We start from the raw sequence: 24692 nt of genomic DNA on the forward strand, positions 1-24692 counted from the left end.
ACTGAAAGCAAACAAAAAAGCCGCTATCAAGCGGCTTTTTTATTATTAATCAGAATGTTAGTGAACCTGAACTCTGGATAAGGAAGTGCCAATAACTCTCTAGGCCAGATTTATACCTTCCATTATGTTTCTAGCGAGATAGTTTTTGTGTAGTTCAAGGCGAAGCTACGCGTCAATAGCTAGCCTATTGCAAGTAGCTTCAACGAAGAAATGGGCAAAAATAGCCGTTAGAAACCGATTTATTATCCAGAGCTCAGGTTAGTTATTAAAACTCGATTAGTTTTTGATGTAGTAGCCCAAATGCATCAATATCTAAGCCCACGCTTTGCATAAGTCCCTCTAGCACCTCGTCAGACAGCTTGTTTGCTTGACGCAGCATAGAACACTCACTAATGATATTTGCTTGCCAAATTACTCTAGCGAGCCCCTGCTGCGGCACATTATTGGTATTGGCAAGTAATACCAGGTTCTTAGCAAATGAGATAGGTAGCTGCCACTCTCTTGCTAACAAAGCACTCAGGGTTAACGACTTAGTGGTCATCACCTGACTAAATAATAAAGACCTTGGTTGTTCACCGGGTTCGGCTTGATGAAAGGCATCGATAAGTAATTTGAAGATGGCAATTTTGCCTACATCATGCAGTAAACCAAGCAAAAACGCCGACTCGTTGTCTTCCTCGGCAAGTTCACTAGCGAGAAATGCCACCTGCATCGAGTGACGCCAAATTTCAGCACCAAAACGGCGAAAATAAATAGGCTTAATGTCGATCATCTCGCGCGATAAACTCGCAGTAACAAAGCGGCGTAACTGTACCCTACCAAGTTGTACTAATGCTTGCTGCAAGTTAGTAATGTCACTATTACTGCGTCTAAATGCCGGTGAGTTACACAGCTTAAGCACTTCGACACTTAATAGTGGATCTTGCTCGATTAACGCTAGTACTTCCTTAGTATCGATGTCTTCATTGGCAAGTTTTTTATCAAGCTCTATAATTTTACTCGGCAGTTTAAGCGTGGTATCGGCAATGCACTTAACTGAGCTAAGCGCTGCCTCTATTTCTCCCATCACCTTACGCTCTAGATTATTAGCCGTGCCACCAGCAGACTCAGGTTGCTGTGAGAACAGCAAACCATAAAACAATGCAGATAAATCAACTTCGGCAGCTTTTTGCTGCGGGGCTTTGGCAATAGGTGTTTGGGCTAATTGAGGTGAGGATGTTGATTGTGAAGCAGGTGACTTGCGCATCTGCACATTGCTTGGTCTAGATTGCGCTATTTTAGCCTGTCTTTTGGCAGCCGCAGAGGTCCCGGTAAACTTTGCTTGCTGCTGTTTATCCCGGATATTAAATACTTTTTTAAATAAGCCAACGACCACGTTACTACGACCTTATAAAACAGCGAACCATCCTATCTATTTTACTACTGAAACAGGCGACTCGCAGTAGTTTATAGATTGAGCAAAAACAAAAAAGGCACCCGAAGGTGCCTTTTGTTAACTAGATCTCGTTAGTAAATATCATTAAATTTTTGAATTTAATAACCTTTTACTTTGTGGGTGAATAACTTAAATTTTTATGTCATTCACCCACTAATAATCACTAGTTGCGCAGATGCATTAAACGTCTAGGTTCGCAACGTTTAGTGCGTTGGTTTCAATAAAGTCACGACGAGGCTCAACCTGATCACCCATTAGTGTAGTAAATAGTTGATCTGCCGCTACGGCATCTTCAACCGTTACTCGTAACATGCGGCGAGTTTCAGGGTCCATTGTGGTTTCCCAAAGCTGCTCTGGGTTCATCTCACCCAGTCCTTTATAGCGCTGGATGTATAAACCACGGTTTGCTTCATTCATCGTCCACTCTAGTGCTTCAACAAAGCTGGTGACTTCTTTAACACGCTCACCACGTTGTACATAACCGCCCTCTTCAACCAGACCATTAATCGCTGCGCCAAGTTTGGCAATGTGCTCATAATCAGCAGAGGTAAAGAAGTCATAACCAAATAGGTAACTGGTGTCGATACCATGCTTACGAATGGTCAGGCTAGGTGCATAAACATTACGCTCAGGATCATGTGTAACCTCTACCGAGTACAGCACACCATCAGTTTCACGTTCAGTTAAGTCAGCAACAAAGGCTTCTGCCCATGCTTTCATTGCCGCTTCATCAGCTAACATTTCAGCAGTCACACCAGTGTGATATAGCATGCGATCAGTCAGGTTAGTTGGGTAGCGCTTTTCTAAACGGCTAATAATCGCTTCCACTTCACGGTACTGATTAACCAAACGCTCTAGTGGCTCACCTGACATACCAGGCGCACCTTGGCTTGGATAGATATGAGTGTTATCTAAAGCTTGTGTAGTTAGGTATTCAGTGAGTGCAGCTTCATCTTTCAGATACTGCTCTTGCTTACCTTTCTTCACTTTAAATAGCGGTGGCTGTGCAATATAAACAAAACCGCGCTCAATTAGCTCAGGCATTTGACGGAAGAAGAAGGTCAACAGCAAGGTACGAATGTGCGAGCCGTCGACGTCAGCATCGGTCATGATGATGATGTTGTGGTAGCGAGTTTTCTCTGGGTCGTACTCATCACGACCAATACCACAACCAAGTGCGGTAATAAGCGTTGCCACTTCTTGAGACGACAACATCTTATCGAAACGTGCTTTCTCTACGTTTAGAATTTTACCTTTCAGTGGCAGAATAGCTTGGTTCTTACGGTTACGACCCTGCTTAGCACTACCGCCCGCAGAGTCACCCTCCACTATGTAAATTTCTGAAAGACCAGGGTCTTTCTCTTGGCAGTCAGCTAGTTTCCCTGGCAAACCACCTAGGTCTAATGCGCCTTTACGGCGGGTCATTTCACGGGCTTTACGCGCCGCTTCACGCGCCTTAGCTGCATCAACAATTTTTTGAACCACTAACTTAGCGTCAGTAGGGTTTTCCAATAGGTAATCGTTTAGCTTCTCACCCATGGTTTGCTCAACAGCACCTTTTACTTCACTAGAAACTAGCTTGTCTTTGGTTTGTGAGCTGAATTTTGGATCAGGTACTTTAACCGAAATAACGGCAGTAAGACCTTCACGAGCATCATCACCACTAGCACTAGTCTTGCCCTTCTTATTGTAACCTTCTCGCTCCATATAGTTGTTTAGGTTACGAGTCAGTGCACCACGAAAGCCTGCTAAGTGAGTACCACCATCGCGCTGTGGGATATTGTTGGTGAAACAGAAGATATTTTCTTGGTAACCATCGTTCCACTGCATAGCAACTTCAACAGTGATACCGTCTTCACGCTCATGTTGGAAGTGGAAGATATCTTTGTTTACTGGAGTTTTGTTGTTATTTAAGTAATCAACGAAAGCACTGATACCACCTTCATAACGGAAGAACTCATTGCGCTCTTCTTCGCGCTCATCGACTAAACGAATACCAACACCTGAGTTAAGGAAAGATAACTCACGAACGCGCTTAGCCAGAATGTCGAAGTGGAATAATGTGTCAGAGAAAGTCTCTTTGCTCGGCCAGAAACGAATGCTGGTACCGGTTTTATCCGTGTCACCAACAGGCTTAATTGGCTCCTGCGGTACACCCATATCATAAAACTGCTCGTAAACTTTGCCATCACGGCGAATCGTCATTTGTAGTTTTTCAGATAGCGCGTTTACTACCGAAACACCTACACCGTGAAGACCACCAGAAACCTTGTACGAGTTGTCGTCGAACTTACCACCAGCATGCAGTACCGTCATAATAACTTCTGCTGCTGACACCCCTTCTTCAGGGTGAATTTCAACTGGAATACCACGACCATCATCTTGTACAGAAACAGAGCCATCAGCATGAATAGTGATGGTGATTTCGTTACAGTGACCTGCTAGTGCTTCGTCGATAGAGTTATCGACCACTTCAAATACCATGTGGTGTAAGCCGGTGCCGTCATCGGTATCACCGATATACATACCAGGTCTTTTACGTACCGCATCAAGGCCTTTTAGTACCTTAATGCTGGAAGAATCGTAACTATTCTCTGACATATTTCTCTCTCGTTGTTATTCAATAACCGCTATCTTGCCGTGTTCCACATGAAACATCCTGTCGGGTGGGCTAGATAACGAATCGACTATTGCTGCAGGGTCAATGGCGGTCACAAAAATCTGTGCTCCGGTTTCCGTTAACTGTTTCAGCAATAGCTGCCTATGCTTTGCATCCAACTCAGACGGTAAGTCGTCCACCAAATAAATGCTGTTTTTATTGAGTTGTTGTTTCAGCAACTTTCCCTGTGCAATACGCAGTGCACAGACTAATAATTTTAACTGTCCTCGGGACAAGGCATCTTGAGCCGGCAAGCTTCCCACCCGTAAACGCAAGTCTGCTTTATGGGGGCCGCTTCCAGTAAAACCAGAGGCTAAATCGCGTGGATATTGGTTCTCAAGATGTTGCAAATACTCCGTTTTGCTATCCCATCCTCGGGTGAATGAAACCTTTAAATCTACCTGAGGTAAAAACTCTTCGATTATACCCTTTAGTAGCGCATTTAACGAGTCTACATATCGATTTCGTATCTCAGTAACCACCTCAGCATAGCGCACCAATTCTGTATCCCAAAATTGGATATTTGCATAGGGTGTTTCGCTCTTAAGGAGTTGATTACGCTGCTTTAAAATTCGCCTTGTATTGGCCCAAGCCAAATGAAAATTAGGATCACAATGAAATGCGCCCCAATCAATAAACTGCCGCCTTGATTTTGGGCCTTCAAAAAGCAAAGAAAAACTCTCTGGCGTGATAACTTGAATGGGTAAGGCTTCGGCTAGCGTCGACAAGCGCTTAATGTTCTCGCCATTGATTTTGACATCAATATCACCACTGCGGCTACGACGTAAACCTAACTTTGTTTGCCGAGTTCCGCGCTCAAGCATAGCAAACAAAGTGAGATTATCTTGCTCGTTATTAATGACCCTTTGTGACAAATGGCTGCGAAATGAACGCCCCATGCCTAAGAAGAAAATCGCTTCTAATACGCTGGTTTTGCCGCTGCCATTCTCGCCATAGATCAAATTAAGCCCGTCAGCCAATTGCATCTGAGCTGACAAGATATTTCTAAACGAATTGATATTAAGGCGAGTTAAACTCATGAATTCCTACAAACGCGGATAGACAAACAAAAAAGGTGCATCAAGTTATGCACCTTTAGAGATTACCACAATTTAATCTATAGATTTATAATCGCATCGGCATCACCACATACATAGAATCTTCTTCTTTGTGGTTTTCAATTAAGGCACTTGAGTTGCCGTCAATTAAGGTAATGCGCACATCATCGCTGGCAAGGTTGTTAAGCACATCAAGCAGGTAGCTAACGTTAAAGCCAATCTCTAACTCACTACCTTGATAGTCAACATCAATGATTTCTTCGGCTTCTTCTTGCTCTGGGTTATTTGCAGTTATCTTCAATAAACCAGGCTCAAGCTGAATACGCACACCGCGGAACTTCTCATTCGATAAAATAGAAGCGCGGGTCAATGCTTGTTTAAATTGATTGCGGCTAGCAACCACAATTTTATCACCGCCTTTTGGTAGTACGCGGCGATAATCAGGGAAACGGCCATCAACTAATTTACTGGTAAATACCGCTGCAGCCGTGGTAGCACGAATCGCACTGTCACCAATGGCAATGGTAATGTCGGCGTCTTCAGTATCAAGCAAACGCGCCATTTCAATCACACCTTTACGCGGCACAATCACTTGCTTCTCTGGCAAAGTGGCTTCAACCATTCGATGGCTTAATGCCAAACGGTGACCATCGGTGGCAATGGCTTTAAGTACATTGCCTTCGGTTTCAAATAACAAACCATTGAGGTAGTAACGTACGTCCTGGTTAGCCATTGAGAACTGCGTTGAATCGATGATCGACTTAAGCACACCTTGCTTGATGCTAAATTCAATCTCAGCCTGAAAGGCCTCAACATTCGGATACTCTTCAGCGGGCAATGTCGCTAACGAGAAGCGGCTGCGACCTGAGCGCAATAACCAGCGGTTATCTTGCTGCTCAACTTTGATTTCAGACTCTGGAAGTGACTTAACAATATCCAGCAGCTTTTTGGCAGGAACTGTGGTTCTACCTATTTGAATGTCACCTTGAATAGGTGCATGACCAACCAGCTCGACCTCAAGGTCTGTACCGGTTAGTTTCAGTGAGTGTTCACTCACCTCAACCAATAGGTTGGATAAAATAGGTAGGTTATGACGACGCTCAACCGCGCCGCATACTAGCTGTAAAGGCTTTAATAGGGCATCCCTATCAATTGAAAATTTCATCTATTCCACGTTCCCTGAATTAAGAAGACAGTGTACGAATCAAGTTAGCATAATCTTCTTTAATATCATGACTTTCTTCACGCAGCTGCGCAATCTTGCGGCAAGCGTGCAACACAGTGGTATGGTCGCGACCACCAAAGGCATCACCAATTTCTGGCAGACTTTGGTTAGTTAATTCTTTAGACAATGCCATCGCCACTTGTCGTGGACGTGCCACACTGCGTGAGCGGCGTTTAGATAACATGTCAGCCATCTTGATTTTGTAGTATTCAGCCACTGTTTTCTGAATATTGTCTATAGTGACCAATTTTTCTTGCAGTGCCAAGAGGTCTCTTAGTGCTTCTCGCACAAAATCAATTGTGATTGGGCGGCCAGTGAAATTCGCGTTAGCAATAACGCGGTTTAATGCGCCTTCTAGCTCACGAACATTAGAGCGTAAACGCTTAGCAATAAAGAAGGCCACTTCATCAGGTAAGTTTATGCCGCTCTCTTGGGCTTTACGCATTAAGATGGCAACACGGGTTTCTAACTCAGGTGGCTCAATCGCCACGGTTAAACCCCAACCAAATCGCGATTTAAGACGATCTTCAACGCCGTCGATCTCTTTTGGATAACGGTCTGAAGTTAAGATGATCTGATGATTACCTTCTAATAACGCATTAAAGGTATGGAAGAATTCTTCTTGGGATCTGTCTTTGTTAGCAAAAAACTGAATATCATCAATAAAGAGTGCATCAACACTGCGGTAGTAACGTTTAAAGTCTTCAATGGCATTATTTTGTAGTGCTTTAACCATGTCCTGAACAAAGCGCTCAGAATGCATGTACACCACTTTCGCATTAGGGTTGTTCTTAATAATGCCATTACCCACTGCATGTAAAAGGTGGGTTTTACCTAAACCTGTGCCGCCATATAAAAATAGTGGGTTATATGCACCGCCTGGGTTTTCTGCTACTTGCAGCGCTGCAGCCTTACCGAGTTGGTTCGATTTACCTTCAACAAAGTTATCAAACTGATAAGTAGGATTAATATTACTGCGATGATTGGCATCCGCTAGTGGTTCAGCATTGGTATTGAAGCGTGGTCCACTGCTGGCACTTGGGCTAGCAGCAGGCTTACTTGGTGCTTGTGGGGCAGCTGGTCGCGACACAGGGGCTGATGGACGACTACCAATATCAAAGCGCAACTTAGGCGCATCACCGCCCATTTGCTCAGTAAAAAACTGATTAATGCTATTAATGTATTTGTCGCGAACCCAATCTAATACGAAACGGTTTGGGGCATATAACACAAGCGTATCGCCATCCATTTCAGCTTGTAACGGTCGGATCCACATACTAAATTGCTGCGCACTGAGCTCATCTTGCAATCTGCCGATACATTGTTGCCAAAGTGAAACCGCCACTTATTTATCCCCAAATGTTTGATTAAAGGAGGGCTATTCTATAGCGAGATCTGAATGATCGCTATCCTTTATAGAAGAATTATCCCCAGAGCGATCCATTGTATGTGGATATCTAGGATCATTAAAGATCATTTTCGATCCAATTCGCGATAATTTGACGCTGCTTCGGCTTTATTAACCGATCAGCTTTGATCTATAATAGCGCCGCTCTGATCTGTGTTAGCCGCTTATGATCCACAAGATGTAGTGTTAGTTAACAGACTTATCCACACCCTGTGGTGGCAACAACAGATAAGATCCCAATAAGAATAGGTAGAATTTAGCCATAATACTGCTTTGGCTGTTGACGCTGGTAGTTAAAGTGATTACAATTCGGCCTCTTTTTTGCCCTTTGCTCTATTTGAGTTAAAGGTTTACTAACTAACAAAGACGGATTGCCATCATGAGTAAACGTACTTTTCAACCTAGCAACCTGAAGCGCAAGCGTTCTCACGGCTTCCGCGCTCGTATGGCCACTGTTGGCGGCCGTAAGGTTCTTGCACGTCGTCGTGCAAAAGGTCGCGCTCGTTTATCTGCTTAATAAGTAGTTAACTAGGTGACTAGCTATACCTTTGGGCGGGAGTTAAGACTCTTAACTCCCGCACAATTCAAACCCGTATTTACCAACCCCATCAAAGCATCTTCTGCTGAAATTACCCTGCTCGCAATTCCTAATTCAGAGCAAAATCCACGTATCGGTTTAACTGTTGCTAAACGTTTTGTAAAAAACGCCAGTGATCGTAATCGTATCAAGCGAATCATTCGAACTAGTTTTCGCTTAAATCAGCATGATATTCCCAATCTCGACATAGTCGTCCTTGTGCGAAATGGCGTGGTAGATATGGATAATGCACAACTTCACCGATTGATAGAGAAGCTATGGCGCAAACTCAGTCGCCGTTACAATGGTTAGCCACCAAGGCAATTAGAGGCTATCAACTCTTTATCAGCCCTATGCTGGGGCATCGCTGCCGCTTTCATCCAAGTTGTTCACAGTTCGCAATTGAAGCAATTAATCTGCATGGAACCGTAAAAGGTTGTTGGTTTGCAGCCAAACGCATATTAAAATGTCACCCTTTACATCCCGGCGGTAGTGATCCCGTCCCACCAAAAAAAGACAGGTGTAATAAATAAACTATGGAATCTCAACGCAATATTTTGCTTATTGGCCTATTGTTCGTCAGCTTATTGCTGTGGCAACAATGGAATGCCGATCAAGCCCCACAACCAGCACCACAAAGTGCTGCTCAAACAACCTCAGCTGCAAATCATAGTAGTGATGTTCCACAAGCTGACAGTGTTGGCGTTCCAGCTCAATTACCGCTTGACGCTGATTTCATTTCAGTAAAAACAGACACGCTTGATATTAAAATCAACCCTGTTGGTGGTGATATTGTTTACGCTGCGCTACTTGAGCATAAGCGTGAAATCGACCAAGAAGATCCATTTGTTCTACTTGAACAAAACAATGACTTCACTTACATCGCTCAAAGCGGCCTAATTGGTCGTAATGGTATTGATAGTGCTGCAAATGGTCGTCCGCATTACGCAGTATCAGCGGAGTCATTCACCCTTGCTGATGGTCAAGATAGCTTAACTGTACCAATGACTTTCGTTGCTGAAAATGGCGTTAAGTATGTTAAAAGCTTCACCTTTACCCGTGGCCAATATGATGTAAGCGTTGATTTCGAAGTAAACAACACCACTGCTAGCCCGCTGCAAATGCAGATGTATGGTCAAATTAAACAAACCATCCGTCCTTCAGAAAGCAGCATGATGATGCCAACTTATCGCGGCGCGGCTTACTCAACCCAAAATACCCGCTACGAGAAGTATGACTTCGAAGACATGGCGAAAAGTAACCTAAACCAACCAACTCTCGGTGGTTGGGCTGCTATGCTACAACACTACTTTGTATCAGCATGGGTTCCACCAGCAAACGATGCTAACACCATTTTCTCAAGCGTTAGCGCTGGTGGCTTGGCTAATATTGGTTTCCGCGGCGCTATGTATGACATTGCACCTGGTGCTAACCAAAAAATTAGCTCACAGTTCTATGTTGGCCCTAAAGATCAAGAAGCCCTTTCTGCTATCTCAGAGTCTCTTAACCTAGTAGTTGATTATGGTTTCCTATGGTGGCTTGCAATCCCTATCCACTGGTTATTGATGTTCTATCAATCACTGGTAGTTAACTGGGGTATGGCAATTATCTTAATTACGCTAACAGTTCGTGGTTTCCTATACCCACTAACTAAGTCGCAATACACTTCTATGGCGAAGATGCGTAACCTACAGCCGAAACTTGCTGACCTAAAAGAGCGTTACGGTGAAGACCGTCAGAAAATGGGTCAAGCAATGATGGAGCTGTACAAGAAAGAGCAAGTTAACCCTATGGGCGGCTGCTTACCTATCTTGTTCCAAATGCCTATCTTCATTGCCCTTTACTGGGTACTGCTAGAGAGCTACGAGCTACGTCATGCACCATTTATGCTTTGGATTGATGACTTATCGGTTCAAGACCCATACTACGTACTTCCACTACTAATGGGTGCGTCTATGTGGTTAATGCAAAAGATGCAGCCAATGGCACCAACCATGGATCCAATGCAAGTGAAAATGATGCAGTGGATGCCAGTTATCTTCACAGTATTCTTCCTATGGTTCCCATCAGGTCTAGTACTTTACTGGTTAGTCGGTAACATCGTTGCCATCATCCAGCAGAAGATTATTTATGCCCAGCTGGAGAAAAAAGGCTTAAAATAAGCCTTAGCTCGACCCAGTAAATGATTTAAAGGCGGCTGTTTAGCCGCCTTTTCCTTTGTAAAAATTAACAGGTATTCCAGTGAAAACAGACACTATCGTGGCACAAGCTACCGCCCCTGGACGTGGTGGTGTAGGTATTATTCGTGTTTCAGGCGACCTTGCTAGCAAGGTCGCAGATACTGTTTTAGGCCATATTCCTAAAACGCGCTACGCTGACTACTGCAACTTTAATGCTGCTGATGGCAAGGTTATCGATCAGGGTATCGCGCTATTTTTTAAAGGACCAAACTCATTTACTGGTGAAGATGTACTTGAGCTACAAGGTCACGGTGGGCAAATAGTGCTTGATATGCTGATCAAGCGTGTGCTTGAAGTCGATGGTGTACGCATAGCTAAACCTGGTGAGTTTAGTGAGCAAGCCTTTATGAACGACAAGCTCGACTTAGCCCAAGCAGAAGCCATTGCTGACTTAATTGATGCCACCAGCGAACAAGCTGCCAAAAGCGCATTAAACTCGCTGCAGGGTGAGTTTTCAAATGAAGTACACGAACTGGTAGATAAGGTCACTAATCTGCGCCTGTATGTTGAAGCAGCGATTGATTTCCCTGATGAAGAAGTCGACTTCTTATCAGACGGTAAAATAGCTAATGCTCTGTATGCGATTATCGACAAACTTGCCCATGTGCAACAAAGCGCTAAGCAAGGCTCAATCATTCGCGAAGGCATGAAAGTGGTGATTGCTGGTCGCCCAAATGCCGGTAAATCAAGTCTACTTAATGCTTTGGCAGGTAAAGAGTCAGCCATTGTGACTGAAATAGCTGGCACCACACGCGACGTGCTACGTGAACATATTCACCTTGATGGTATGCCGCTGCATATTATTGATACTGCGGGGCTGCGCGACACTTCAGACACTGTCGAGCAAATCGGTATTGAGCGTGCATGGGATGAAATAGCCACCGCCGACCAAGTGTTATTTATGGTTGATGGCACCACCACAGAGGCGATTGACCCACACGATATTTGGCCAGATTTTATTGACCGCTTACCAAAGAATCTAGGCGTGACTGTAGTGCGCAATAAAGCTGACTTAACAGGCGAAGCGTTAGAGCACACCACAGAAAAAGGTAATGAGGTTTATCGCATCTCAGCCAAAACTGGCTTAGGTGTCGATGCCCTTAAGCAACATTTGAAGTCGTTAATGGGTTATCAAAGTAACCTTGAAGGTGGCTTTATTGCCCGTCGTCGCCACTTAGAAGCACTAGATTTAGCCTCAAGCCATTTGCAACTGGGTAAAGAACAACTTGAGGTATTCCAGGCTGGTGAACTGCTTGCTGAAGAGCTACGCATGTGCCAGTTAGCGTTATCTGAAATTACTGGTAAGTTCACCTCTGATGACCTATTAGGTAAGATTTTCAGCTCGTTCTGTATTGGCAAATAGTACTTATTGATCCCAAGATATAGAGCTCGAATACATAAAGTGAGTAAGTACTAACTTTATATTCGCAACTATCCGTACATATCAAAAAACGCAACTAACTGGCTGCGTTTTTTGATTGTAAAACCCCAACTGTTCTACAAAGGCATGACCTGATAATCATGGAGTTTAATTTGCCCTTTATCATCTAGGGTTAAACGCCAATACTCAGCCACATCAAGCTCGAGTACCTCACCTTTAAATTGCGATGTTTCATAGGTCTGCGCTTCAAGGTGAATTATCAAACTTACCTTATGCTCCCCTTCATTCTCGCCTAACTTAACATCAATTTGCTTAACCAGATGTAAACAGTTGGGTTTGAAATTACTGCGGGCAATTTGATACCAAGCATCAAATCCATCAGGGCCAACAAATTCCCCTTCAGGCATAGCTAAACGTAAATCATCGGCCAAAAACTGTTTAAACCAGGCACTGTCATCAGGTAGCACATCAAAACGCTTAAACCACTGGGCAACAAAGGATTCAATTAAAGGTTTGGGTACTGTCATCTAGGCCTCCGCTTATGCATCTTGCTTGGTTAATTGCTGTAGCTGAGTCATCAAGCGATCAGCGTGAACTAAAGCTCGCCCCTGCACCTCATCCAACTCGTTATAAACATGTGGGATATATACCATGCCATGAGAATAAATCGGCTCAACATAGTGCATTTGTGCCAGCATGGCGGTTTGATGTAGCGGCTTCATCAACTGCTCAATGGTAAAATGGTTATAGCCTGTGTCAGTATATGACTCTTCTGGGCCACCCACTGTAAAAGATAAGACCAAATGCTTACCTTTTAACTTGTCGCCTTTTGAGCCATAAGCAAAGTTATAGCTAAACACATCATCCAACCATTTCTTCAAAAGTGCAGGCATTGAGTACCAATAAAATGGGAATTGCAGCACAACAACATCAGCGCTTTGCAAAGCCGCCTGCTCAGCAGCTACATCAATTTTGTAATCACTACCATAAAGCTTATCTAAGTAGCGCACCTCAATGTTATCTACGCCTTGTTCTAGCTGCTTTAGGATCACAGTGTTAGTGTTTGATGTTGCTAATTCAGGGTGACCAGAAATTACTAATACTTTGCTCATAACCATCTCCAAAAATATTGACTGACACCGTATTGCTAGCCGAGTGCCTTAAAACTTGTAGCTAGTGTAGAGCGAATAATTAATAATTTTTAGACAGATATTAACTAAATGATTATTATGATTTAGCTAATAATAGTGAGATAACTATGCTTTCAGGAACCACCTACAGCCAACTTAATATCTTTAATGCCATTGCCACTGAAGGCAGTATTACTAAGGCTGCTAAGAAGTTAGAGATAGCGCCGCCATCTGTCAGTAATGCCTTAAAGGCGCTAGAGCAGCAATTAGGCTTGCCCTTGTTTGTTAGAACCACGCGCCGTATAGAGCTGACAGAGGCAGGTAAACGCCTGCACCAAAGCACTTTTGCGACTATGCATGAACTCGCCGTGGCAGTCGAAAGTGTCAGTGATCTCAGCAAAGCACCTTCAGGTAAGCTGCGTATTACCACACCGCGATTTGTCTACCAACACTGGTTAAAGCCTATCTATCATGAGTTTTGCCAGCGTTATGGGGACATTGAACTCGAAATTTCAGTTTCAGATGCCACCATCAATATCCTAGAAGAAGGTTTTGATTTAGGTCTGCGATTTGGTGATAAAGTTGAGCCTGGCATGATAGCAAGGCCACTGACTGCACCAATGCGCGAAGCGCTGTTTGTGTCGCCTGAGTATCAACAGCAAAATGGTATACCACAGTCATTTGAAGACTTGCAGCAACACAAACAAATCCGCTACCGCTTTATCAGCTCCAATCAGCTTGCGCCGCTGCAGCTAGATAATCACGGACAAACGATCACGGTGGAATTTCCCAACTCCATGGTGGTTAACGACACAGACTTAATGATAGATGCATCATTAAATGGTTTAGGAATTGGCCGCATCGTTGAGCCCATTGTCGCAGCTCAACTTGCCAATGGCTCACTTATACCAGTATTGGAACCATACTGGCCGACCTATTCGGGAATTTACGTTTACTTCCATCAAAATACCCAAAAAGCTAAACGCGTTCGGGTACTGATTGATTTCCTACTTGAGAAGTTCAGCCAAACCGCCAAATAAGCTACATAACCAAATACAAGGTAACCCATGACTGCAGCAAACAATGTTGTCGTACTCGACTTTGAAACCACAGGTTTATCACCGGATAAAGGCGACCGCGCTATTGAAATCGGTGCAGTTAAACTGATTAACGGTGAAATAGCCGACTCATTTCAAGCATTAATGAATCCAGGGCGACGCATTAATAGTTTTATTGAAAATTACACCGGGATCAGCAATCAAATGCTAAGCACGGCGCCAAGTTGCGAGACTGTAATGAGCGAGTTTGCCGAGTTTATGGGTGACTTTAATCTTGTGGCTCACAACGCAAGCTTTGATATTAAGTTTCTCGATGCTGAATTTGCCAGAATTGGTCATAGCTATTCTGGGCAATGTGCTTGTTCTTTACTGCTTTCAAGGCGAATTCATCAAGATGCGCCTAATCATAAGCTAGGTACACTGGTGGACTATCACCAATTACCCACAGATGGCGTTTATCACCGCGCGTTAGCTGATGCCACCATGACAGCGCACCTATGGCAACATCAATTGGCTAGCATTGCTAAACAACAATCATCAGTAACTAAACCGCTGAACTTTGAACAAGTGATAAAAATAACCCAAACACCCAAAGCGCAAGTACCAAGATTGCTGAGCAAGATGTTTACCTAGATAGTCAGCAGCCACAGCACTATAGCGCTTCGGTTAAATGCGCCATTAATAAACGCACCTTGGTCGATAGATGCCGGTTTTGTGGATAGAGCGCCCAAATCCCTTCTTGCTCTGGCTGAAATTCATCGAGTATCGATACTAACTTGCCTTGTTTAAGTGCCTGACTAACGTAGTAGTCAGGCAGCTGAACCAAACCAATCCCCTTCAATGCAGCATCAAACAAACTAAAACCACTGTTACAGCGTAGGTTGCCCGCAACTTTTATAGAGTAAGTCTGAGTCTTGTCAGTAAAAGACCAATGCGAATGGGTGCCGACTAAGCAATTGTGATCAGCTAGCTGCGCTAATGATGTTGGCTGGCCAAATTCAGTAATATAGCTAGGCGCTGCGCAAACGTACTGGGTTCGGCTAGCTAAGCGTTTTGCCATCATAGATGAATCAACTAAATACCCTAACCTAATCGCTAAATCGTAACCACCGGCGACTAAATCAAGCTGTCTGTTAGTTAGCTCACAAACCACCTCTACTTGCGGATATTGCTGCATAAAATCAATGATAGCTGGCATCACAAAACGCTCGCCATAAGTAACTGGTGCAGTAATCCTAATCAGCCCTCGTGGCTCTTGCTGCAAACTTGATATGGCTCTTTCAGCCTCGGCTAAACCATCAAGTACCTGCTCACAATGACGAAAATAGACTGCGCCCTCTTCAGTTAACGACACCTTGCGCGTGGTGCGATAAAACAGTTTGGTTTGCAAGCGGTTCTCTAATTGGCTCACCTGACGACTAACTTGAGCAGTAGAGATACCTAAGCGTTTACTTGCTGCGGTAAAGCTCGCTGTTTTGGCAACTGCAACAAACTCCATTACACCTTCCCATGGACTCATTATTACTCTCTCGTAAAAGTGATTTGCAATTAAGGCTGATTATCAATCATAAAATAACAATTACAATAATTTTATCTTCTACACTCTGTAGAGCCTTAGTTAGTACCAACATAATCCTTAGGAATACCTGAATATGTCTGCACAATTTATCAAATCAAAAGCCGCCGTAGCCTGGGCAGCGGGACAACCACTCAAAGTTGAAGAAGTTGACGTCATGCTGCCAAAAGCAGGCGAAGTCCTTGTCAAAGTAATTGCTTCAGGCGTATGTCATACCGATGCATTTACCTTATCAGGCGATGATCCTGAAGGTGTGTTTCCAGCAATCCTTGGTCACGAAGGTGGCGGCATTGTTGAGATGGTTGGCGAAGGCGTCACCAGCGTAGAAGTTGGCGACCATGTGATTCCGTTATACACAGCTGAGTGTGGTGAGTGTAAGTTCTGTAAGTCTGGCAAAACCAATTTATGTAGTGCGGTGCGTGAAACCCAAGGTAAAGGGTTAATGCCAGATGGCACCACTCGCTTCTACAAAGACGGTGAACCTATTTTTCATTATATGGGTTGCTCTACCTTCTCTGAATACACTGTACTACCAGAGATTTCACTGGCAAAAGTTAACAAAGCAGCCCCTTTGGAAGAAGTCTGCTTACTTGGTTGTGGCGTAACAACTGGCATGGGCGCTGTGCTCAATACCGCTAAAGTAGAGCAAGGTGATACTGTTGCTATCTTTGGATTGGGCGGTATTGGTTTATCAGCGATTATCGGTGCCACAATGGCGGGTGCGTCACGCATTATTGGTATCGACTTGAATGAGTCTAAATTCGAACTGGCCAAGCAACTAGGTGCTACCGACTGCATTAACCCAAACAACTTTGATAAGCCTATACAAGAAGTCATTGTAGAAATGACAGATGGCGGCGTAGATTACTCATTCGAGTGTATCGGTAACGTTAACGTTATGCGTAGCGCGTTAGAATGTTGTCATAAAGGTTGGGGCGAGTCAGTGATTATTGGTGTTGCAGGAGCAGGGCAAGAGATTTCAACCCGTCCATTCCAACTGGTTACTGGCCGAGTATGGAAAGGCAGCGCATTTGGCGGTGTGAAAGGTCGTAGTGAGCTACCAGGCATTGTTGAGCAATACTTAAATGGTGAATTCGAACTTAACCAGTTCATTACTCACACTATGGGGCTTAATGAAATTAATGAAGCATTTGAGCTAATGCATAAAGGTGAAAGTATTCGCAGTGTCATCCACTTCGATAAGTAGCCTAGATAAATAACTTAGATAAGCCTTGGTTCGCTACAGTATAAATTACTCAGCGAACACTTCTGGTTACAGCCATGATAAGGGACAGAAAATGAGTTTAACCCAAGTAAGCGCAGCGAAAGTATTCGGCGGCTGGCACAAACAGTTTAGCCATGCATCATCAAGCAATCATTGCGATATGCGCTTTGCTGTATACCTGCCACCACAAGCAGAAAAGCAAAATGTACCTGTGGTTTATTGGCTGTCTGGCTTAACCTGCACCGATGAAAACTTTATGCAAAAAGCGGGTGCATTGCGGGTTGCAGCCGAGCTAGGTTTAGCAATTGTAGCGCCAGATACGAGTCCGCGCGGTGATGATGTGGCAGATGACGCTGATGGCGCGTATGACTTTGGTTTAGGCGCAGGCTTTTACGTCAACGCAACGCAAACCCCATTTGCTCAGCACTATCAAATGTACGACTACGTAGTTAATGAGCTGCCTAAACTCATTGAGCAACATTTTCCGGTGACGACTCAGCGTGCAATTAGCGGCCATTCTATGGGGGGACACGGCGCATTAATGATAGCCCTTAAAAACCCGCAGCGTTATGCCAGCGTGTCAGCATTTAGCCCTATTAGCCAACCAATGAATTGCCCTTGGGGACAAAAGGCATTTGCAGGCTACCTTGGCAATGATCAACAGCAGTGGAGGCAATACGACAGTAGTGAATTAGTGAAAGCAAGCCCAGTGCAGGATCATATTCCCGCATTAGTCGATCAAGGTGAGCAAGATAACTTTTTAGTCGAACAGCTAAAACCAGAAGCCTTAGTTGGTGCTGCCAAGCTGGTGGATTATCCATTAACCCTGCGTATGCAACCTGGCTACGATCATAGCTATTACTTCATTGCGAGCTTTATTGAAGAGCATCTGCAGTTTCATGCAAGGTGCATTATCGACAAGAGCTAGATAGAACCTAACACTGGCAGGGTAAGAGCATGAGTGATTAATTATCAAAGTTCATTCAGGATGAATGAATTTTGATTGCGCAATACGCCGTAAAATCATCCCCTAATGCCACTTTAAGGGCTCCGCTTTAGCATCCCTGCTAAAGAGGCTTGCTTACTCACAGCTCATTAATCCCATAAGAAAACGCACGATAGATGTTCATGATCTCACCCTGCTAACACTGATAGATAAACCAAATAAGGCTCCTAAACAGGAGCCTTATTCATGTAAATATTTGGATTGGGTAAGCTTAACTTAAAACAAAAATTAAAAGCCAAAATTAAAAGTAATAACCAAAATTGATGTTAACTCTTTTATCCCAACTGGTGCTATTTTCAGGCAATCCAACATGGCCATTATCCCTTGTTGACGCATACATGTTCTTGCCAAGAATAAAATCCACCATGGTATATGTCGGCCCAGCTGTAACTGCAGCTCCTGTGACATTTTGGTAGCTATTGTCATAGCTATCATCTGCTACGTCAGGGGTTACTAGACCAAAATCATTGTAAAATTTAATATTACCCCAATCGAAATTAACCGTACGGGCGAGGTTGATACTATATGCCTGCGCTTTTGAGGCTATTTCGTATTGCCACTGATAAGCAGCAACAGCAATTTTGTTATCATCAACGGCATCTGCCGCATCATAGTGGTATTGCATAACTTGTAATTGCAAAGCCCAATCTTGATAACTTGCATCCATATGCACAGCTGCAGCATAGCGGCTACCAGTATTCCCAGTAAGGCTATTGTAAATCTGCCCTACTTCTAATGAGCCACCTATAAGTGCTTTACCTGCTTCATAAGTCAGTTCATACGTTTGGCGAAGGTTTACTTGATTGGTCTCTTCATTATGGTATTCAATATCACCCACAATACCAGAGTATAAATCAGGCGAATAACGCTCATTGCTAGTAGCACTAGCTTCACCATTTTTGAAAAAGGCAATTTGGGTACCCCAAGCACCATTGTTATAAACGCCTTTTATACCTAGATCATAGTCATCTTCAAAACCTAGGTAGTAAGGCACGCCAAACCAAAAGCTATTAGAGATGAATCCTGGGTTACCAAAAGGTGTTTGCGTCACACCAAGTTGTAATTGCCAATTTGAGTTAACATCAACAAAGCCATAGCCATAACGCAGAGTTTGCCAACCATCATAAAAACGATATTCAGAGGCCAGTCCCCAGTTGTCTAGCTTGCCATCAAATTTAACTGCAGCCATATCAAAGGTAAAATCACCAAGCTTATCTCGCGAGGCCTGGTCATAATCAATATAAGCATAATTAACCCGCAGCGTACCTGAAACATCGATACCATTTTGCTGTTCATTTGCAGCAACATTCGTTGCAAAAGCAACGCACATAACTATCGCTATTGGCGACAACTTTATAGACATAATTAACTCGGTAGGATTTGCTTTTCAGCAATAAAAAGGAATGCGCTGCTCATGCAACGCGAATTTGATCTAGATCATAGAGGGATTGTTGACTAAGTAGAGTAGTTTTGTACTAAAAGGCGATCTTGATCGGGATAATTAAAAAAATAATTTACAAATGCTACCTATCACTCAAGGTCAAAGCCAACTCAATAAAACGCTGCATAGCTGGGTTAAGCTGCTTATCAGAAGCATAAATAAGCTCACTATACCAACTCACAGACTTACCTCCCGACACCACGAACTCGGTAACATCGCCTTGTTCCAGATAGGTTTCTACTTGAAATCTCGGCACAATCGCCCAACCCATTCCTAAGCTCACCATCTCAATTAAGTCGGCTAAATTAGCCACGCTGTGATAGTGATAACTCAGAATATGTCCATGCAAGTTGCTGTTTTGCGCCACGTAACGATAAACCAATTGCGGGCACGACTTTAACTGTTCCTGCACTTTAACTTCATCACTACCAACCCAACTTGGCGAACCAATAAAAATCAGCTCAAAGTTAAATAATGGCTGACTGATGATCCCTTCAAATGGCTTAAATAAAGTGGTTATGACCCCCAGATCAACTTGATTGCTGGTAACAAGTTCGATTATTTGCTCTGGCTCGCCGCTATGAAGCTCGATAGCTAAATGCGGATATTGTTGCGTAACTTGCTTAATACATCGCAATAATTGGCGATCGTGGATGGTGCTATCTAGTGCAATGCGCAGCTCACTGGGCAACTTTGCGTGCATGGTATCGATTTTGGACTCAAGCACGCCTGCTTCAATCAGTACAGGCCGTGCAAACTGATAAAATTCAAGGCCTGCTTGAGTTGGTGCAAGTTTACGAACGTGGCGCTCAAATAGCTGAATATCAATATCGACCTCTAGTGTTGCGACTTGCTGACTAATCGTCGTGGCGTGTTTGCCTAGTAATAATGCCGCTTGCTTAAAACTGCCCTGCTCCACAGTCGTGACAAAAGCGGTGAGTTGATCGAGCGAGAACTTCATCATGAATACCCTTAACTTTTAACTATCAGTATTTAGCCTTCAGCTATTAACTTCTGCCATTGGTATTTATAGCAGGATAAAACCCTTTTTATACGAGTTATTGAAATGAAATTTATATTCCATAATCCCTCTCGACAGCAAAGTTAGCAACTCAAAATCGAGGTTATTATGAACAACTCAATCATTAGCAAAAAATCACTCGCGATTGCAGCATTAGCCGCGACAAGTATGTTTGCAATAAGCGACATCGCTCAAGCTTGCTCAAACTTTAACTTTAACGCTAACGGCAATACTTTTGTTGGCAGAACCATGGAATGGCCTGGCGAGCTAAATGCACAAGTTGCATTAGTGCCGCAACAGCACCAATTTAGTTATGGCACAAGTAAGTATGGTTTTGTCGGTATTATGCATCAGAACGAACTGTTTTCATCAGGTTTAAATGAACATGGACTTAACGGTGAGGCACTAGTGTTAGGTGAAAGCCAGTTTGCACCAGAAGGACAAGAACAGCTTAAATCGGGCGATCTTGTTGGCTTTGTATTATCCAATGCTAAAAATGTTGATGAAGCAGAAGCACTGCTAAAGCAACATAAAGTCAGCATTGCCGCGTACGACGTAGTTGATGGCTTACACCTAGCAACTCACTTTGCTTTTAATGACGGTAAACGTGCGATCGTTGTTGAGTACCAAGACGGCTCTGGCTACCCTACCATCTTTGAAAATAAACTTGGGGTGATGACGAATGATCCAAGCTATCAAACCCAGCAAAGTCTCGCGGCAATGCTAGTTGATGGCGGTAAGACTCAGTTCTCAGAAGAAACATTTGCAGCGTTTGATATGTCACCTATTGGTCGATTCCAAAAGCTAACCGCTTTACATCAAACCCAAGATTTGCAACTTGTTAAGTCTGACTTTGACGCAGTAAACCGCGCTTGGAATATGATTAACTCAGTCGACATTCCACAAGGGGCACTGTACTGGCGCTTTGCATCAGATCTACCTCAGTTCACTTCATTTGCAAACGTGGTAGACATCAACAACAAAGATTACTATTTCAGAACTTATGACAATATGGATGTTCGCAAGATTGATCTTAACAGCATCAACTTCAAGCAAGCTAAGTTCATCAGTAAATCTATTTTTAAAACAGGCGATTACCAAGAATATTCATTCAAGTAATATAAGCAATTGCAGGCTGTTATTGTCCTCAACAGCCTGCAACTCCCGCCCGCTCACTAATACCTACTGAACAGTAGCTAACTATCTCTAAATAGTGTTCCAACACTGGGAAAAGCAATAAACTAGTGCCACTATCAATCTCACGAGTTTAATCCCAGCAGCCCACAGTTTGGGCAATAGTTACCTTGAAAGCTTAAGTAAATAGTAGGAACATCGAATGAGCAAAATCGCATTACTAGTAGGAACAACACTCGGCGGCACTGAGTATGTTGCAGATGATATGGCAGAGCAGCTTGCTCAGCTTGGCCATCAAGCTGACGTTTTTACCGATCCACAATTAGACACAGTCAGCACATATCCACTATGGATTTTGGTTTGCTCAACTCATGGCGCAGGCGAATTACCAGATAATATCCAACCATTTCATAAACAGATCATGCTATTTCAACCCGATCTTAGTGCAGTAAAATTCGCCGTTTGTGCCATTGGCGACTCAAGCTACGACACTTTTTGTGCAGGCCCCAAAAAGCTCGCAGAATTATTTACACAGGCAGGATCTAGCGAGTTTGTGGATAAGATCCAAATTGACGTCCAACAATCCCCAGTACCTGAAGAAGCCGCACTAGCCTGGCTTTCTCAATGGCAACAAACCATTCCACAATAAGCAATTCTGAGAAAAGAAGATCCTATTATTGGATAATAGGATCTTCTATCCACATTTCCATATCTTTTATCCACAAATTATGATCTAAAATGATAAATATGTGGATAAACTATTATTTTCACCGATCATAACTTTGTACTGTTCACACTCGGATCTACCATTGGATCCACCTTGTGGATAAAGTAGCGATCTATCCCCAAGTTATATTGAGTTTGATCGTCAATAGATCACAAGTTCAAAATCGCGTAAGTAATTATAAATACAGAACTTTAAGCGTTACCCACAGAAAAACACGATCTTAATAGTAAGAAATAATAAAGATCTTTTTAAAAAGATCTTAAGATCTATTAGTCCTTGCCTCACTGATCCACTATGAAAAAATGATCTTCCACCTTGTGGACAGTCAATGATAAAATGATCTGCTCAAATTGAATCTCGGATCAAAATTTCATTTATTTATTGAAGGTCAGGTAATGCATTTTCATGAACGGTTTGATGTCATAGTTGTCGGTGGTGGTCATGCCGGAACGGAAGCCGCACTCGCAGCAGCAAGAATGGGATCAAAAACCTTATTGCTCACACACAACATCGATACTTTAGGACAAATGTCTTGTAACCCAGCCATTGGTGGCATAGGTAAAGGACATCTTGTAAAAGAAATTGATGCACTTGGCGGAGCAATGGCAATTGCAACTGACTTTGCAGGTATTCAATTTAGAACGCTTAATTCAAGCAAAGGCCCGGCAGTACGTGCGACTCGTGCTCAGGCTGACCGCGCCTTATACCGCCAAAAAATTCAGCAGATTTTACAAAGCCAAGCTAACTTACGCATATTTCAACAGGGTGTAGATGATCTTGTTGTAGAAAATAACCGTGTAGTGGGTGTTGTCACTCAAATGGGATTAGCATTTGAAGCGCCAAGTGTGGTGTTAACTGCCGGTACTTTCCTTGGTGGCCAAATTCATATTGGTTTAGAAAACTACAGTGGTGGTAGAGCAGGTGATCCGCCATCAATTGCGCTAGCTCAACGTCTGCGTGACTTGCCTATTCGTGTTGGTCGTTTAAAAACTGGCACACCACCACGACTTGATGCCAATACTCTAGACTTTTCTAAAATGACTGAGCAAAAAGGTGATGACCCATTACCTGTAATGTCATTTATCGGCGATGTCGAGCAGCATCCAGAACAGATATCTTGTCATATCACTCATACCAATGAGCAAACTCACGACATTATTCGTGGTGGACTTGATCGCAGCCCTATGTATTCAGGGGTGATTGAAGGTGTTGGCCCGCGCTACTGCCCGTCAATTGAAGATAAGATCATGCGTTTTGCTGACAAAAACTCACACCAGATCTTTATTGAGCCAGAAGGCTTAACCACCAATGAAATCTACCCAAATGGTATTTCAACCAGCTTACCATTTGATGTGCAATTGAATTTAGTTCGTTCGATCAAGGGCTTAGAAAACGCCGAGATCATTCGTCCTGGCTATGCCATTGAGTATGATTATTTTGATCCACGTGATTTGAAAAACTCACTCGAGACCAAAGTGATTGAAGGTCTATTCTTTGCAGGGCAAATCAATGGCACAACCGGTTATGAAGAAGCGGGTGCGCAAGGTTTGCTTGCAGGTATGAACGCGTCATTGAAAGTGCAGGGCAAAGACACATGGTGTCCACGCCGTGATGAAGCTTATCTTGGTGTACTGGTTGATGATTTATCAACATTAGGCACAAAAGAGCCTTATCGTATGTTCACTAGCCGCGCAGAATATCGCTTATTATTGCGTGAAGACAATGCTGATTTACGTTTGACTGAAAAAGGCCGTGAGCTTGGCTTAGTTGATGATGAGCGTTGGGCAAAATACAGCGAAAAGAAAGAGGCTATTGAGCAAGAATTACAACGCCTTCGCAGTCAGTGGGTGCATCCAAATTCACCGCTGATCGATGTGTTAAACCCTGAACTTAACACGCCGATTTCACGTGAAGCGTCATTTGAAGAATTGTTGCGTCGCCCAGAAATGGACTACGACAAGCTAATGTCACTTGATGGCTTTGGCCCTGGACTTGAAGACGCCCGCGCTGCTGAGCAGGTGCAAATTCAGGTGAAATACTCGGGTTATATTCAACGTCAGCAAGATGAGATCGATAAAGCTATTCGTCATGAAAGCTCATTATTGCCGTTAGATCTGGATTATCAAGAAGTGCCGGGGTTATCCAATGAGGTGATCGCTAAGCTTAATAACCATAAGCCAGAAACGGTTGGTCAGGCATCGCGTATTTCGGGGATCACCCCTGCTGCAATTTCGATTTTGCTTGTACATCTTAAAAAGCGTGGTTTGCTCAGAAAAACGGCTTAAATCACGCATTTTTACCAACTAAAATCGTAAAGGAAGTTGAAAGACTTCCTTTCGTTCATTTACCGCATCATAATACTGATAATTTCATTGCTGCTAAGCGCTGTCA

The 24692-nt window shown here is 43.4% G+C and carries 22 protein-coding genes; 12 read left to right on the forward strand and 10 right to left on the reverse strand.

All coding sequences use genetic code 11. The features are described from left to right. Positions 1–265 precede the first annotated feature (265 nt). The 5 genes from G3R49_RS14985 to dnaA all read right to left on the reverse strand — a co-directional run bounded on the left by G3R49_RS14985 (position 266) and on the right by dnaA (position 7722). Entirely contained in the window at positions 266–1375 is a 1110-nt protein-coding gene (locus tag G3R49_RS14985; RefSeq protein ID WP_348633935.1) for an HDOD domain-containing protein, read from the reverse strand. 240 nt (positions 1376–1615) lie between these two features. After that, entirely contained in the window at positions 1616–4036 is a 2421-nt protein-coding gene (gene gyrB, locus G3R49_RS14990) for a DNA topoisomerase (ATP-hydrolyzing) subunit B (protein WP_167870233.1), read from the reverse strand. Positions 4037–4051: 15 nt separating this feature from the next. Next, positions 4052–5134 (reverse strand): DNA replication/repair protein RecF, encoded by a 1083-nt coding sequence (recF, locus tag G3R49_RS14995; protein WP_167870234.1) that lies wholly within the window; start codon positions 5132–5134, stop codon positions 4052–4054. An 85-nt stretch (positions 5135–5219) separates the two neighbouring features. Further along, positions 5220–6317, reverse strand: a complete 1098-nt coding sequence (gene dnaN / locus G3R49_RS15000; protein WP_130599794.1) for a DNA polymerase III subunit beta — start codon at positions 6315–6317, stop codon at positions 5220–5222. Between the two features lie 19 nt (positions 6318–6336). Continuing rightward, positions 6337–7722, reverse strand: coding sequence for a chromosomal replication initiator protein DnaA (gene dnaA / locus G3R49_RS15005; RefSeq protein WP_130599792.1), 1386 nt, complete (start codon positions 7720–7722; stop codon positions 6337–6339). A gap of 442 nt (positions 7723–8164) precedes the next feature. On the opposite strand from dnaA, the gene rpmH reads away from it, so the two are divergent. From rpmH to mnmE, 5 genes are all read left to right on the forward strand, one after another. Then, positions 8165–8302 (forward strand): 50S ribosomal protein L34, encoded by a 138-nt coding sequence (gene rpmH / locus G3R49_RS15010; RefSeq protein ID WP_006083827.1) that lies wholly within the window; start codon positions 8165–8167, stop codon positions 8300–8302. 15 nt (positions 8303–8317) lie between these two features. After that, on the forward strand, positions 8318–8674 hold the full coding sequence (gene rnpA / locus G3R49_RS15015; protein WP_167870235.1) for a ribonuclease P protein component: 357 nt from the start codon (positions 8318–8320) through the stop codon (positions 8672–8674). After that, positions 8641–8895: a membrane protein insertion efficiency factor YidD gene (gene yidD / locus G3R49_RS15020; protein WP_130599788.1), complete on the forward strand. Its 255-nt coding sequence runs from the start codon at positions 8641–8643 to the stop codon at positions 8893–8895. Before rnpA ends, yidD begins: the two co-directional genes overlap by 34 nt. Positions 8896–8898: 3 nt before the next feature. Then, positions 8899–10524, forward strand: coding sequence for a membrane protein insertase YidC (gene yidC / locus G3R49_RS15025; protein ID WP_167870236.1), 1626 nt, complete (start codon positions 8899–8901; stop codon positions 10522–10524). 79 nt (positions 10525–10603) lie between these two features. Further along, positions 10604–11965: a tRNA uridine-5-carboxymethylaminomethyl(34) synthesis GTPase MnmE gene (mnmE, locus tag G3R49_RS15030; RefSeq protein ID WP_167870237.1), complete on the forward strand. Its 1362-nt coding sequence runs from the start codon at positions 10604–10606 to the stop codon at positions 11963–11965. Positions 11966–12099: 134 nt separating this feature from the next. Here the strand turns inward: mnmE and G3R49_RS20155 are convergent, their stop codons facing one another. After that, positions 12100–12510 (reverse strand): hypothetical protein, encoded by a 411-nt coding sequence (locus G3R49_RS20155; RefSeq protein ID WP_167870238.1) that lies wholly within the window; start codon positions 12508–12510, stop codon positions 12100–12102. A gap of 12 nt (positions 12511–12522) precedes the next feature. Further along, positions 12523–13095, reverse strand: coding sequence for an NAD(P)H-dependent oxidoreductase (locus tag G3R49_RS20160; protein WP_167870239.1), 573 nt, complete (start codon positions 13093–13095; stop codon positions 12523–12525). 146 nt (positions 13096–13241) lie between these two features. Here G3R49_RS20160 and G3R49_RS15045 point away from each other — a divergent pair, with 146 nt between their 5' ends. Both G3R49_RS15045 and G3R49_RS15050 read left to right on the forward strand, forming a co-directional pair. Then, a complete protein-coding gene (locus tag G3R49_RS15045) occupies positions 13242–14153 on the forward strand; it encodes a LysR family transcriptional regulator (RefSeq protein ID WP_167870240.1) in 912 nt (303 codons plus the stop codon). A 27-nt stretch (positions 14154–14180) separates the two neighbouring features. Next, on the forward strand, positions 14181–14804 hold the full coding sequence (locus G3R49_RS15050; protein WP_130599777.1) for a PolC-type DNA polymerase III: 624 nt from the start codon (positions 14181–14183) through the stop codon (positions 14802–14804). A 19-nt stretch (positions 14805–14823) separates the two neighbouring features. Here the strand turns inward: G3R49_RS15050 and G3R49_RS15055 are convergent, their stop codons facing one another. Beyond that, positions 14824–15690 carry a LysR substrate-binding domain-containing protein gene (locus G3R49_RS15055; RefSeq protein ID WP_167870241.1) on the reverse strand — a complete coding sequence of 289 codons (867 nt, stop codon included), beginning with the start codon at positions 15688–15690 and terminating at the stop codon, positions 14824–14826. A gap of 133 nt (positions 15691–15823) precedes the next feature. Between G3R49_RS15055 and G3R49_RS15060 the strand changes: the two genes are divergently transcribed. Both G3R49_RS15060 and fghA read left to right on the forward strand, forming a co-directional pair. Beyond that, positions 15824–16954 (forward strand): S-(hydroxymethyl)glutathione dehydrogenase/class III alcohol dehydrogenase, encoded by a 1131-nt coding sequence (locus G3R49_RS15060; RefSeq protein ID WP_210147236.1) that lies wholly within the window; start codon positions 15824–15826, stop codon positions 16952–16954. Between the two features lie 91 nt (positions 16955–17045). Next, positions 17046–17900, forward strand: coding sequence for an S-formylglutathione hydrolase (fghA, locus tag G3R49_RS15065; RefSeq protein ID WP_167870242.1), 855 nt, complete (start codon positions 17046–17048; stop codon positions 17898–17900). Between the two features lie 319 nt (positions 17901–18219). Here fghA and G3R49_RS15070 read toward each other — a convergent pair whose 3' ends face one another. Together G3R49_RS15070 and G3R49_RS15075 are read right to left on the reverse strand one after the other, a co-directional pair. Beyond that, positions 18220–19341, reverse strand: coding sequence for a hypothetical protein (locus tag G3R49_RS15070; protein ID WP_167870243.1), 1122 nt, complete (start codon positions 19339–19341; stop codon positions 18220–18222). A 160-nt stretch (positions 19342–19501) separates the two neighbouring features. Then, on the reverse strand, positions 19502–20383 hold the full coding sequence (locus G3R49_RS15075; RefSeq protein WP_167870244.1) for a LysR family transcriptional regulator: 882 nt from the start codon (positions 20381–20383) through the stop codon (positions 19502–19504). A 165-nt stretch (positions 20384–20548) separates the two neighbouring features. Here G3R49_RS15075 and G3R49_RS15080 point away from each other — a divergent pair, with 165 nt between their 5' ends. From G3R49_RS15080 to mnmG, 3 genes are all read left to right on the forward strand, one after another. Beyond that, positions 20549–21559 carry a linear amide C-N hydrolase gene (locus G3R49_RS15080; protein WP_167870245.1) on the forward strand — a complete coding sequence of 337 codons (1011 nt, stop codon included), beginning with the start codon at positions 20549–20551 and terminating at the stop codon, positions 21557–21559. A 217-nt stretch (positions 21560–21776) separates the two neighbouring features. Next, on the forward strand, positions 21777–22223 hold the full coding sequence (gene mioC, locus G3R49_RS15085) for an FMN-binding protein MioC (RefSeq protein ID WP_130599765.1): 447 nt from the start codon (positions 21777–21779) through the stop codon (positions 22221–22223). Between the two features lie 473 nt (positions 22224–22696). After that, positions 22697–24586, forward strand: a complete 1890-nt coding sequence (gene mnmG, locus G3R49_RS15090; RefSeq protein ID WP_130599763.1) for a tRNA uridine-5-carboxymethylaminomethyl(34) synthesis enzyme MnmG — start codon at positions 22697–22699, stop codon at positions 24584–24586. Positions 24587–24692: the final 106 nt, after the last annotated feature.

The sequence above is a fragment of the Shewanella sp. WXL01 genome (genome assembly GCF_012263345.1).
Lineage (GTDB): Bacteria > Pseudomonadota > Gammaproteobacteria > Enterobacterales > Shewanellaceae > Shewanella > Shewanella maritima.